Raw genomic sequence first — 12,662 nt, 5'->3', positions numbered from 1 at the left:
TTAAGGGAAAAAAATATAAAAATGGAATTTGATTTTCTAAAGCCCGTTGATGATGAAATCCTGGAATATATAAATGGATTGACTTCACAGCAACTGGGCGGTAAAATTGTGTTGCATACCCAGGAACAATTCCCTGATTTAAACAAGATTAAAATTGCCGTACTAGGTGTTTTAGAAAACCGAGGCAATGCCAATGCGGTGTCCACTGTTGATTTACTCTCGGTTAGGAAAGAATTATATGGATTATTTCCTGGAAACTGGGATGCATCTATTGCTGATTTAGGTGACATTCTTGCTGGAAGCTCTACGGAAGATACCTACTTTGCCTTAAAAAAAGTAACAGCAAGTTTAATAAAAAAGAAGATTATTCCTATTGTTATTGGGGGTTCTCAGGATCTGACCTATGCTTTGTACAGAGCGTATGATGATTTAGAACAGATGGTGAATTTAGTTGCTATCGATAATAAGTTTGATTTTGGAAAAGAGAATGAACAGGCCTCAGCCACTTCTTATTTGACAAAAATAATTATAGACGAGCCGAACAATCTCTTTAATTATTGTAACATAGGCTATCAAACGTATTTTAATTCGCAAGAAGAAATAGATTTGATAGAGAAATTGTTTTTTGATGCCTATCGATTAGGGGAGGTTTCGAATAATATAGCTATATCTGAACCTGTTTTCAGAGATGCAGATGTGGTCAGTATTGATTTAAATGCTGTAAAATCATCTGATTCCGGCAATTTTAGTTCATTTGCACCCAATGGTTTTAACGGGAAAGAAATATGCGCGCTGTCACGATATGCAGGAATAAGTGATAAAGTTTCCGCATTGGGGATCTTTAATCACAATAATTCCGCACAAGAATCAGTGATCATAGCACAAATAATTTGGTATTTCATAGAAGGCTTTCATTATCGCTCGCATGAGTATCCTTTTGGAAGTAAAGAAAACTACTTGAAATATATAGTTCCCATGGAAGAAGAGGATCTTGTTTTTTATAAAAGTGATAAAACAGACCGATGGTGGATCGAAATTCCATTTATTTCAAATGTTAATAATAAATTAAAAAGAAACACGTTATTACCATGTTCTTATGAAGAATATTTAATGGCTTGTAATCAGGAATTGCCCGAAAGATGGTGGAAAGCGCAGAGGAAAAACATCATTTAGGATAATTTTATGCTTATTTATTCTTTTTTTATAAAATAGAGTTTGTTTAGTTTAAAAAAATTGTTTTTTTAAAAAATAATAAATAGGTTTACACCCTTAAAAATAATGAATATATAACCAAATTTATATGAAGAAGTTCATTGCATTTACGTCAATTTTGACCCTTTTAATTGGCTGTGGTAAATCAAGCGACAGAGGAGAACTAGTTGGTATTAATGGAGGGAAATGGCATCCGGAAAAACCTCTTGGAATGGCATTAATCCCAGGTGGCGCTTTTATAATGGGTAAGTCAGATGCTGATTTAGCCAATGTAGAGGACGCTCCAACAAAAACAGTTACGGTTCGCTCCTTTTATATGGATGAAACGGAAATTACCAATAGTGAATACCGTCAGTTTGTAGAGTGGGTAAAAGACTCTACAATGAGGGTGAGATTAGCCATTTTAGCTGATGAAGTAGGGCAAACTGCTGATGCCTCAACGGCTAAAGGTAAGAATGCAGGAAGCATAGGTGACTTTGCTTTTAATGATTCGGATCCAGAGAAAATGACAGCCTATGACAAATACATGTATGATAATTATTATAGTGTAGGAACCGCTGACGATCCTTATGCCGGTAGAAAGCTGAATAAAAAAGTAAAATTAATAATGGATACGAAACTATATCCGGATGAATATTATACTGAAGTAATGGATTCTATGTATTTGCCAATAGAAGAATCATACAATGGTCTTCGCACTATTGATGTTAATAAATTGAAATTCCGTTATTCTTGGATGGATATTCAGGCTGCTGCCAAAGCAAAAGACGGAAGACGAAAAGACTATATCAAAACCGAAGAAATAAATGTATATCCCGATACTAGCGTTTGGATTAAAGATTTTGCCTATTCCTACAATGAGCCAATGCATAATGATTATTTTTGGCACAAAGCCTACGGAGATTATCCTGTGGTAGGGGTCAAGTGGACTCAAGCGAAAGCATTTTGCGCCTGGAGAACATTATATAAAAACAGCCATATCAAATCAAAAAAGAAAGGACAAGACTTAATCAATTCTTTTCGATTGCCAACCGAAGCAGAATGGGAATATTCAGCCAGAGGAGGTTTAGAATCTGCTACTTATCCTTGGGGAGGGCCATATACTAAAAACGACAGAGGTTGTTTCTTGGCAAATTTCAAACCCAACAGGGGCGATTATGCAGCAGATGAAGCCTTGTATACTGTTGAAGCAAAATCGTATGAACCAAATGGTTATAATTTGTATAATATGGCAGGAAATGTTTCGGAATGGACCGATTCTTCTTATGATCCAAATGCGTATGAGTATGTATCGTCAATGAATCCAAATGTTCAGGATACTTCAAATAAACGCAAAGTACTGCGCGGTGGTTCATGGAAAGATGTTGCTTATTTCCTACAGGTAGGTACAAGAGATTATGAATATGCTGATTCAGCCAGGAGTTATATAGGTTTTAGAACCGTTCAGGATTACATGGGAGTTCAAACTACCGGAATCGGAAAAAAGAGATAATTAAAACAAACCAAATCTATTCATTTTTTAAAAACACTATTATGGCATTATTAAGTAAGAAAGCAATGAATTTCGCATACGGCATGGGAGCTGCTGTTGTAATCATAGGCGCACTATTCAAAATCACCCATATTGAATTTGGTTTTATTACAGGAAATTTAATGCTAACTATAGGTCTTGTTGTAGAAGCAGCCATTTTTGCGCTTTCTGCCTTTGAACCGGTTGATAATGATTTGGATTGGACTTTAGTATATCCGGAATTAGCTAACGGTCAGGCTAAACCAGCAACTAAAAAAGTAGAAACACCATCTGATGCACAAGGATTGTTGTCTCAAAAATTAGATATGATGTTAAAAGATGCCAAAATTGATGGGGAATTAATGGCTAGTTTAGGTAATAGCATCAAAAATTTCGAATCAGCAGCAAAGGGAATTGCCCCAACAATAGATTCTATTACATCTACTAAAAAATACAGCGAGGAGTTGACTTTGGCTGCAGCCCAAATGGAGTCATTGAACAGTCTGTATAAAATACAACTACAAAGCGCCTCCAGAAATGTACAAATTAATGAAGAAGTTGCTGAAAACAACCTAAAATTAAAAGATCAAATGCAGTCATTGACTTCAAACCTATCCTCTTTGAATAATGTATATGGTGGAATGCTTTCTGCAATGAATAATAAAGGATAATTAGTTTCAAACTATAAAAAAATATTAAACTAATTATTTAGAAAATATGGCAGGAGGAAAACTAACCCCTAGACAGAAGATGATTAACCTAATGTATTTGGTTTTCATCGCAATGTTAGCATTAAATATGTCCAAAGAAGTGTTGTCTGCTTTTGGATTAATGAATGAAAAATTTGAAGGGTCAAACGCTTCAGCCCAACAATCAAACGCTCAAATGTTAGCTGGATTAGATGCGAAAGCAGCGGAAGCAGGTGGCGAATTTGCTGCAGCGGCCATAACAGCTCATAAAGTAGAAGTGATAACAAAAAATTTTTACGATTATATTGGACAAATAAAAGCGGAAGTTTTAGTAGGAACCGAAGTGGATCCGGAGACGGGTAAACTACCGTATGAGGCTATGGACAAAGGAGATAATATTGATAATTTATGGTTCAGTCCCGCAGGTTACTCCGTTAAAGGAAAAGAAGTTATTTCAACAGTTGAAAAGTATAAATCGGACATGAAGTTGGCTTTGGGTGATAATAAAAAATTAGCGCCAATTTTATCTGAAGTTCAAGCTAAGTTTAGTTTGGCAGATGTTAAGAATAAAGACGGTATTTCGGTAGCCTATTTAGATTATCATTTTAAAGGCTTTCCAGCAGTTGCTTCTTTAGCTAAACTATCTGCTTGGCAGAATGATGTTAAAAAAGCAGAATCAGATGTGTACAGTACGGCATTAGGTAAAGCGGCGGTTGCAGCGGCATCTTACAGTAATTATCAAGCTATCGTTGTATTGGATAAAAATGCTTATTTCCAGGGCGAACAGGTTACAGGTAAAGTAGTTTTGGGACGTTATGACGAGAATACCAAACCAACAAGTGTTACTGGTGCAAGATTAGATCCGGCTACGGGACAAGCAAAGATTGCTTTAACAGCTGGTGGTGTTGGTAAACAAAATATTGCAGGACAATTTACGTTTGTAGAGGATGGTAAGACAATCCCTTTAACATTCACAGGTGAGTATGTTGTTGTGCCAAGACCTAATTCTGCAACAATTTCAGCAGATAAGATGAATGTCGTTTATAGAGGCGTATCCAATCCTATGACTATTTCCTTTGCAGGTATTCCGGATAATGCTGTTAATGCTTCTGCTCCAGGTTTATCAAAGGTAGGCAACGGTAAATACGTTATGAATCCTGGTGGTGGTAATGAAGTTATAGTCAGCGTATCAGGAAAAATGTCGGACGGAAAAGTGGCTACTGATAAAAAAGTTTTCAGAATCAAAGGTATTCCGGGGCCAGCTGGAACTATTAGGGGAGAAATGGGAGTGGTCAAAGGTCCTAAATCAAACTTAGAGATAGCTACAATCGGAGCTAAATTAGTTGATTTTGATTTTGAAGTTGGTTTAAATGTAGTTGGTTTTAATTTAAAAGTTACCGGACAGCCGACAGTAGTTGTATCAGGAAACAGATTAAATGCGCAATGTAAGGCCGTATTATCAAAAGCAGGAAGAGGTGATCAAGTGACTATTTCTGAGATTAAAACCAAACTTGTTGGTGCAGGAAGCTACTTATTGCCAAGAACAGCTCCAGTAATTTTTGAAATACAATAATTAGTACGGTTTTATATAAACCTACTTCAATATCTTATAATGATACTATGATGAATGTAAGAAATTTTTTAATCGCTATAGTCTGTTCCACAGGAAGTCTTGCTTCGGTTGCACAATCTAATTTGCTTAATGCAAAAACTCCTGACGAGATAGGTCTAAAATCTGATGCACAATTAATTTCAGATAACGATAGGCCTTTGTCCTATGGATATGTGCATGATAGAGATGTTTTAATGGGAAAAACAACCTGGGAAATAATCGATTTAAACGAAAAGATTAATTTTTCATTGTATTTTCCTGTAGATACTGCAAATATTGGTTCGGATAGGCGTTCGTTATACGATGTGCTGACTAAAGCCATAAAAAGTGGTGAATTAACAGAAGTGTATACAGATAGTTATTTTAACACTAAAAAATCATTTAAAGACATCCAAGCTTCATTAACTCGAATAGATACTACAGACGCCGGTAGAGAACAAATAAATGCAGGGAATCAAATATCAGAAGAGTATATTCTGAGACAGGATCTTTCTGCTCAGGACGTAACACAGTATAAAATTAAGGGGTATTGGTATTTTGATAAAAGGCAAAGTGAATTAAAGTATCGTTTATTGGGTATTTGTCCAGTGACTCCGGATGTTTATACGATGAATAGTGATCAAAAAGATTATATTGAGTTGTTTTGGGTGTTTTTTCCAGCAGCAAGAGATGTGTTGCATGATGCCAAAGCATTCAATGATAAAAATTCAGCGATGCCGATTTCATTTGATCAAATCTTAAATTCAAGACGTTTTAATAGTTTTATTTACAAAGAAGAAAATGTTTATGGAGACAGATCCATTGAAGAGTATATGAAAGATAATGCCCAGAATCAGTTGTTAGAATCCGATCGAGTGAAAGAGAAAATTCGCAATTTCGAATCTGATATGTGGAATTATTAATTTCAGTTTTTTTACTATAAACACAAAACTCTTACTGTGATGGTAAGAGTTTTGTGTTTTAATGTATTTACTTTGTCTTTAGTTTAAATTATATTTCTTCAAATGATTGATTATTTAATAATTGGTTCAGGTTTAGCGGGTATTTCATTTGCAGAGGTTGCGCTGCGAAATGATAAAAGTATTTTAGTACTGGATAATAATTCTCAAAATTCTTCAAGAATCGCCGGGGGGTTGTATAACCCTGTTATTTTAAAACGATTCAGTGAGGTTTGGCAGGCACAAGAGCAATTAGTCTTGATGAATGAATTTTATGCGCTGTTGGAAAAAAAATTAGAATGTACCGTAGATTTTAAGAGACCTATTTTGAGAAAATTTTTCTCCGTAGAAGAACAGAATAATTGGTTTATAGCTTCGGATAAAATAAATCTTTCGCCATTTTTATCCACAAAATTGATTTTTGAGAAATTTTCTGGAATTGATTCTCCCTTTGGATACGGTGAGGTTTTGCAGACGGGTTATGTTGATACCGCATTGTTGTTGCGTAAATACAGAGACTATCTTATCCATAATAAGATGTTTCAGGAGGAGTCTTTTGATTATGAGGCGCTTCAGGTTGACTCAAATGGTATTCGGTACAAAGACATTCAAGCGAAACATATTGTTTTTGCCGAAGGCTTTGGAATGCATGGAAATCCTTATTTTAAACATTTGCCATTAGACGGTACAAAAGGTGAGCTTTTTGTCATTAGAGCACCTAATTTGCGTTTAGATGTGATCGTCAATACAAGTGTCTTTATTTTGCCTCTTGGAAATGATTTGTTCAAGGTAGGAGCCACTTACAATTGGAAAGATAAAACAGATTTACCTACTCCAGAAGGAAAAACGGAATTAGTGGAAAGAATAAAAGAGATTATTACTTGTGATTTTGAAATTGTGGCTCATTTTGCCGGAGTTCGCCCCACGGTAAAAGATAGAAGACCACTCGTAGGAACACATCAAAATTATAATTCAGTACATATTTTGAATGGTTTGGGCACACGAGGAGTTATGTTAGGTCCTGCAATGGCAAAAGCTTTATTTGACACTATTGAAAATAAAATTCCTTTAGACACTGTAATTGACATCAATCGATTTGTATCTAAAGGAAAAAAATAGTGTTATTTTTTATTTAATTTGTGATCATACGAAACAAACATGTTGATGTAAATATTCCTTGCCCATCGCAAAACAAAAGGGAATAAAATAACCAGTGATACTATTATTGCAAGGAATGCAACTTTTAGACTGGATTCGAAGAGAACAAAAGAGATGACAAAAGCAGCAATTCCTATTGCTACATTTAATCCGTAACTAACGTACATAGCGCCATAAAAAAAAGAAGGTTCAATTTGATATCTTAAACCACAATGACTGCAATTTTCGTGCATTTTCAATATTTTGTTTAGATGTAACGGATTTTTATCTAAATACATACTCTCATTCTGACATTTAGGACAAGTTCCTGTTAAAATGCTATATAATTTGGATCCTTTTTTTAACATTTGCAAAAAATTTAATTTTTCCTTTTTTGGAGTTACAAATTTACGCATTCAAAAAGGAATAAAATCACAATACATGCTTAATATACACAATTTATCCGTTTCATTTGGTGGTTCCTATTTGTTTGAAGAAGTTACCTTTCGATTGGGTGCCGGAGACCGCGTGGGTCTTGTAGGAAAGAACGGAGCGGGGAAATCGACCATGCTTAAAATGTTAGCAAAAGATTTTGCTCCAGATTCAGGTGTTATTTCTCAAGAGAAAGACCTTCGTATGGGATTCTTGCGTCAGGATATTGACTTTGAACAAGGAAGAACGGTTCTGGAAGAAGCATATGAAGCGTTTACAGAGATTAAAATTGTAGAGAAAAAGCTCGAAGAAATCAATCACTTATTGGTTACCAGAACGGATTATGAAAGTGATGAATACAGTCAAATCATTGAAGACTTATCGGATTACACCCATCGTTTTGAATTATTGGGCGGTTATAATTATGTGGGGGACACGGAGAAAATTTTACTTGGTTTAGGATTTAAAAGAGATGTTTTTGATAATCAAACCGAAACTTTTTCCGGTGGATGGAGAATGCGTATCGAATTAGCCAAGTTATTATTGCAGGCCAATGATGTTTTGCTGCTGGATGAGCCCACGAATCACTTGGATATTGAGAGTATCATTTGGTTGGAAAGTTTTCTTCGCAATTATCCCGGTGTGGTGGTAATTGTTTCGCACGATAAAATGTTTTTAGATAATGTGACAAACAGAACAATCGAAATTTCCCTTGGTAAAGCCTATGATTTCAATAAACCATATTCTCAATATTTAGAATTGCGTCATGAGATTCGTGAAAAACAATTGGCTACGCAAAAAAATCAAGCAAAAAAAATAGAAGAAACAGAGAAATTAATCGAAAAATTTCGTGCCAAAGCCTCTAAAGCCTCCATGGCACAATCGATGATTAAAAAACTTGACAAAATAGAACGTATTGAAGTAGATGAAGATGACAATTCCGTTATGAATATTACTTTTCCAGTTTCGAAAGAACCGGGACGAGTAGTTATAGAAGCTGAAAATGTGACCAAAAGCTACGGGGACAAAACGATTTTGAAAGATATCAATCTATTAGTGGAGCGTGGAAGTAAAATAGCCTTCGTAGGGCAAAACGGGCAAGGAAAATCAACTTTTATTAAGGCTATTGTTGACGAATTCGAGTATAAAGGAAATATCAAGTTAGGACATAATGTACAATTGGGGTATTTTGCACAAAATCAGGCTGAATATCTGGATGGCGAAATCACTTTGTTGCAAACGATGGAAGATGCGGCGGCAGATACGAACCGAATGAAAGTACGCGATATGCTGGGTTCTTTCTTGTTTCGTGGTGACGATGTAGATAAAAAGGTAAAAGTCCTTTCCGGAGGCGAAAGAAACCGTTTGGCGTTGTGTAAATTATTGTTGCAACCTATTAATGTTTTATTGATGGATGAGCCTACTAATCACTTGGACATCAAATCGAAGAATGTGTTAAAAGCCGCTCTTCAAAAATTTGGCGGTACTTTATTACTGGTTTCTCACGATAGGGATTTCTTGCAGGGCATGTCAAATTTAGTATATGAATTTAAAGACCAAAAAATAAAAGAATATTTAGGGGATATCAACTATTTTTTAGAACAACGCAATATGGAAAACATGCGTGAAGTAGAAAAAAAAGAGGCTCAGAAAGTAGCATCACCTAAAGAAAGCAATAAAGCATCATACGAAGATCAGAAAAAAGGAAAAGCATTACAAAACAAGTTAAGCAAGATCGAAAGCCAAATCAAGCAATTAGAAAAAGACATTCAGCAAGATGATAAAATGCTGGCTTCTAATTATGATAAACATATTGAGGATGCTAAGTTTTTTATGGCGTACAATAAGAAAAAGGCTGAGTTAGACAAATTTCTTTTAGATTGGGAAGCTGTTCAGGAAGAAATTGATACTGTGTAAAAAAGAAGAGTTCCGGTTTTGGAGCTCTTTTTTTATTTAATAATCCCAATAGATTTTGAATGTGCAATAGCTTCACTACTGTTTTTGAAATAACAAATAGAAACTTTTAAGGTTTCTAAATTTTCCATAATTGTAATTATTTTTTCTTTTTTAGAAGTCCCAGTTTGTCGGATATAAACTGCTTTTACGGTAACTGGGAAAATTTTACAAATAGCTTCGTATAAATAGGGGTCATGTTGTGAATCATCCCCTAGAAGTACATACTCTAAATTGGGATAAAACTCTAGAATGTGTTTTATTTTGTCAAACTTGTGGTTGTGATCCCCACTTCCGGTGATGAAAAAATCAGCCAGGCTCGTCTTGATGTCTTTCAGTAATAAAACGGCTTTTGGAAGCTTATGAATTTCAGTGAATTGTATGACAAAACGATACAAATTCCATTCACTGCTGGAAACATAAAAGAACGCATTTAACTCGTGTTTGTTTGTTCTTCCTGCCGAACTCAAGGCTTGATAATGGGTAACTACATCATCAAAAGTTTTTCTTTTATATATGTTTTTAAACAATAAAACATATAATTTTTTTAAAGGATTCAGCGTGTGAGAAACTAAAAAAGTATCATCAATGTCAGAGATGATTCCCAGATTTCCTTTGTGTGGACGAATATAACTGTCTTTGGCCGTAATGGTTTCGTTATTATGAGTAATACTCACTTTATAATCAATCCAGCCATACTTAGAATCCTGATCTAGTGGCACGCAAAACTTAAAATAACCATCATTTAGTGTTCTGGTATGGATTTTGGAATTGTTTTGTTCTAAATACACATCAGCATTTGCTTGTGTCTTTATTTGAAACATTTTGATTACTGAAGTAGCATTTTTAAAGTTCTTTTTTTGAAAATTATATTCTTTAACTGTTGTTGGTTTGAACACATGCCCCATGACAATTAATTCTTGCTCATTAGCGTAGCCACGATATAATTTTAAAATTGGTTTCATTTATTGTAGTACTTTTGATTGGAGATGAATTTAATTAATTTTAATTAATAAAAGAAGATAAAGTTTGAGAAATAACATTATTGTTGTTGTTAATCCTATTTCCGGTGACATTGATAAATCTGAATTTATTGATGCTGTGGCACTTTTTGCTGAAAAAGAAAATTTTAATCCGGTAATTTATAATACCTCGGGAGTAAATGATATTGATAAAATAAAGTTGCTGTATCAAACCTACAAACCACAACGAATTATTATTACAGGGGGTGACGGAACCATAAAAATGGTAGCCGAAGCAATGGAAAATCAAGATGTAATTTTAGGAATTTTACCCGCCGGATCAGCTAATGGATTGGCAGTAGACTTGAATTTACCTGCCACACTTGAGGAAAACTTAGAAATTGCTTTTCACAATGAGTACATGATGATTGATATGATTTCTATTAATGGAAAAAAAAGTGTTCACCTAAGTGATATTGGACTTAATGCAGAATTGATTAAGAACTATGAAAAAAGTACGATTCGGGGAAAACTGGGGTATGCTTTGCAAGCGGTGTCTACTCTGATTGATTTAGATGAGCCTTTTTTTGCCACAATAACAGGTGATTTTCCCACTATTGAATGTGTAGCGAGAATGATTGTTATTGCCAATTCAAAAAAATATGGAACAGGAGTTTCTATTAATCCTAACGGACTAATGGACGATGGGAAATTTGAATTAGTGATCTTGAAAAATTTAGATTTAGTAGTGCTTGGGAAAATTATTACCGGAAATATAACAACAGATGATGCAGAAGATATAGAAATAATATCAGTAAAAAATGCTTTAATCACGACTAGTGTGCCGGTTAGCTTTCAAGTTGACGGTGAATATTGTGGATCCGAAACTAAGCTAAATGTCGAAATTTTACCCAAACACATGAAAGTTGCCGTACCATATACTGATCCAGATTATGGATTTATTTGAACGGATTGCGTTCTTGCCATTTGATTTTAGGTTCTAAATATTTGAATATCTTTGGCATAAAATGATTGGCAACCCTATTGCTGTGGCCTATTAATCCATACATTTTTATGGGCTTAGCGCCAACAGAACTTTTGATTTCCAAAGCAGTTCTTGCAAAGATAATTTCCTGAAAGCCTTTATTAATTGAATAGGCAATCATGTCATATAACATATTCAGGTACAGCATTTTCTCGCGCTGAACACTTTCATCATATCCCAGAAAGTAGGTATCCATTATGGAACCGTTTTTAATCAAAGTATTGAAACCTATCAGTCTGTCCTTTGAAAAATAACCATAAAAAAGAAATTTGTCTTTGAAAATTTCTTTAAAAATCCTAAAATGATTTTTTGGAAGAAAAAAAGTATTAAAGGGAGCATTTTTAGCCACATGAAGGTACAAATCATAAATCGTTTCTTCCAAGGCAATGATGTCTTCCAGGTGTAATTTTCTTTTTTCAATCTGATCTGCCTTCTTTCTTGCTCTTTTATATTGATCCCGGTATTTTTTTGAAAGAGAGTCAATATAATTTTGTTCTGTTTTCCAGGCTTCATTAATGGTGAAAACCATATTAGGCTGTGTCGAAAACGGATATTCATTTTTGAATTCCGGAATACGGAAGGTTTTGATTTCCTCGCAATTGAAATCTTTGTAGGTGGTAATGTGAATTTTTTTGCCTTTGGATTTAAAGCGTTGTTTTAATTCAGTTACAGCAGTATTCAATACTTGTAAAGCTCTCTTTTTATCAATGGTGTCTAACAAAGCAAAAGAATTTTGTCCGGTTAACATATTGTTGCCAATAACCAGTACATGAGATCCAAAGTTCCTGAAAACAAAATTTCGTACCGCTGTCTTGATACACTTATCGCGTTCTCCAAAAGATTCCAGTTTGTTTAAATCCAGAAATTGGGAAAGCGCAATCCCTACTAAAGTGTCATTTTCAAAGAGTCCAATATAATGACAAATCATGTTCTCAGGGGATGATCTTTCTAAAACATCCAGATATTTTTTGGATAAAAAAACAGTCGAAATCGCCATGTCATCCCAGTTTGAATGGAGCTGCGCAGTAGTAGTATAAATTTTAAAGGAGTATGCTGAATTCAAATTAAAAAGAAATATTTTTCGCCAAAATTAGTTAATAAAGTTAAATTATTTTTCAATATATCAAAATTTACTAACTTTATATTCCTGAAATTTGGATCTTCATAATTGT

The 12,662-nt window shown here is 34.5% G+C and carries 11 protein-coding genes; 8 read left to right on the top strand and 3 right to left on the bottom strand.

The window, feature by feature from the left end:
* Positions 1–21 precede the first annotated feature (21 nt).
* From EKM01_RS10710 to EKM01_RS10685, 6 genes are all read left to right on the top strand, one after another.
* Entirely contained in the window at positions 22–1,173 is a 1,152-nt protein-coding gene (locus EKM01_RS10710; RefSeq protein WP_126768282.1) for a formimidoylglutamase, read from the top strand.
* 127 nt (positions 1,174–1,300) lie between these two features.
* Positions 1,301–2,704, top strand: coding sequence for a gliding motility lipoprotein GldK (gene gldK, locus EKM01_RS10705; protein ID WP_126568869.1), 1,404 nt, complete (start codon positions 1,301–1,303; stop codon positions 2,702–2,704).
* Positions 2,705–2,745: 41 nt separating this feature from the next.
* Positions 2,746–3,393, top strand: a complete 648-nt coding sequence (gldL, locus tag EKM01_RS10700; protein ID WP_126461927.1) for a gliding motility protein GldL — start codon at positions 2,746–2,748, stop codon at positions 3,391–3,393.
* A 46-nt stretch (positions 3,394–3,439) separates the two neighbouring features.
* Positions 3,440–4,984 carry a gliding motility protein GldM gene (gldM, locus tag EKM01_RS10695; protein WP_126768280.1) on the top strand — a complete coding sequence of 515 codons (1,545 nt, stop codon included), beginning with the start codon at positions 3,440–3,442 and terminating at the stop codon, positions 4,982–4,984.
* 50 nt (positions 4,985–5,034) lie between these two features.
* On the top strand, positions 5,035–5,925 hold the full coding sequence (gene gldN / locus EKM01_RS10690; protein WP_126462161.1) for a gliding motility protein GldN: 891 nt from the start codon (positions 5,035–5,037) through the stop codon (positions 5,923–5,925).
* Between the two features lie 102 nt (positions 5,926–6,027).
* On the top strand, positions 6,028–7,080 hold the full coding sequence (locus EKM01_RS10685; RefSeq protein ID WP_126562705.1) for an FAD-binding oxidoreductase: 1,053 nt from the start codon (positions 6,028–6,030) through the stop codon (positions 7,078–7,080).
* A gap of 2 nt (positions 7,081–7,082) precedes the next feature.
* On the opposite strand, the gene EKM01_RS10680 is transcribed toward EKM01_RS10685, so the two are convergent.
* On the bottom strand, positions 7,083–7,466 hold the full coding sequence (locus tag EKM01_RS10680) for a DUF983 domain-containing protein (protein ID WP_126461936.1): 384 nt from the start codon (positions 7,464–7,466) through the stop codon (positions 7,083–7,085).
* Positions 7,467–7,539: 73 nt separating this feature from the next.
* On the opposite strand from EKM01_RS10680, the gene EKM01_RS10675 reads away from it, so the two are divergent.
* Positions 7,540–9,447 (top strand): ABC-F family ATP-binding cassette domain-containing protein, encoded by a 1,908-nt coding sequence (locus EKM01_RS10675; protein WP_126461939.1) that lies wholly within the window; start codon positions 7,540–7,542, stop codon positions 9,445–9,447.
* A gap of 32 nt (positions 9,448–9,479) precedes the next feature.
* Here EKM01_RS10675 and EKM01_RS10670 read toward each other — a convergent pair whose 3' ends face one another.
* Entirely contained in the window at positions 9,480–10,448 is a 969-nt protein-coding gene (locus EKM01_RS10670) for an App1 family protein (RefSeq protein WP_126461942.1), read from the bottom strand.
* 64 nt (positions 10,449–10,512) lie between these two features.
* On the opposite strand from EKM01_RS10670, the gene EKM01_RS10665 reads away from it, so the two are divergent.
* Positions 10,513–11,412, top strand: coding sequence for a diacylglycerol kinase family protein (locus EKM01_RS10665; protein ID WP_126556103.1), 900 nt, complete (start codon positions 10,513–10,515; stop codon positions 11,410–11,412).
* Here EKM01_RS10665 and EKM01_RS10660 read toward each other — a convergent pair.
* Entirely contained in the window at positions 11,405–12,553 is a 1,149-nt protein-coding gene (locus EKM01_RS10660) for a GNAT family N-acetyltransferase (protein WP_126461947.1), read from the bottom strand. The genes EKM01_RS10665 and EKM01_RS10660 overlap by 8 nt on opposite strands.
* Positions 12,554–12,662 lie beyond the last annotated feature (109 nt).

The sequence above is a fragment of the Flavobacterium sp. RSP46 genome (genome assembly GCF_003984825.1).
GTDB lineage: Bacteria > Bacteroidota > Bacteroidia > Flavobacteriales > Flavobacteriaceae > Flavobacterium.
The sequence above is the reverse complement of the archived record's forward strand: the minus strand, read 5'-3'. Positions and strand labels throughout refer to the sequence as shown.

What these genes read in the sequence shown, in the direction of transcription:
- EKM01_RS10710 (WP_126768282.1), top strand. Translation starts at nt 22, where the DNA reads ATGGAATTTGATTTTCTAAAGCCCGTTGATGATGAAATCCTGGAATAT.
- gldK (WP_126568869.1), top strand. Translation starts at nt 1,301, where the DNA reads ATGAAGAAGTTCATTGCATTTACGTCAATTTTGACCCTTTTAATTGGC.
- gldL (WP_126461927.1), top strand. Translation starts at nt 2,746, where the DNA reads ATGGCATTATTAAGTAAGAAAGCAATGAATTTCGCATACGGCATGGGA.
- gldM (WP_126768280.1), top strand. Translation starts at nt 3,440, where the DNA reads ATGGCAGGAGGAAAACTAACCCCTAGACAGAAGATGATTAACCTAATG.
- gldN (WP_126462161.1), top strand. Translation starts at nt 5,035, where the DNA reads ATGAATGTAAGAAATTTTTTAATCGCTATAGTCTGTTCCACAGGAAGT.
- EKM01_RS10685 (WP_126562705.1), top strand. Translation starts at nt 6,028, where the DNA reads ATGATTGATTATTTAATAATTGGTTCAGGTTTAGCGGGTATTTCATTT.
- EKM01_RS10680 (WP_126461936.1), bottom strand. Translation starts at nt 7,466, where the DNA reads ATGTTAAAAAAAGGATCCAAATTATATAGCATTTTAACAGGAACTTGT.
- EKM01_RS10675 (WP_126461939.1), top strand. Translation starts at nt 7,540, where the DNA reads ATGCTTAATATACACAATTTATCCGTTTCATTTGGTGGTTCCTATTTG.
- EKM01_RS10670 (WP_126461942.1), bottom strand. Translation starts at nt 10,448, where the DNA reads ATGAAACCAATTTTAAAATTATATCGTGGCTACGCTAATGAGCAAGAA.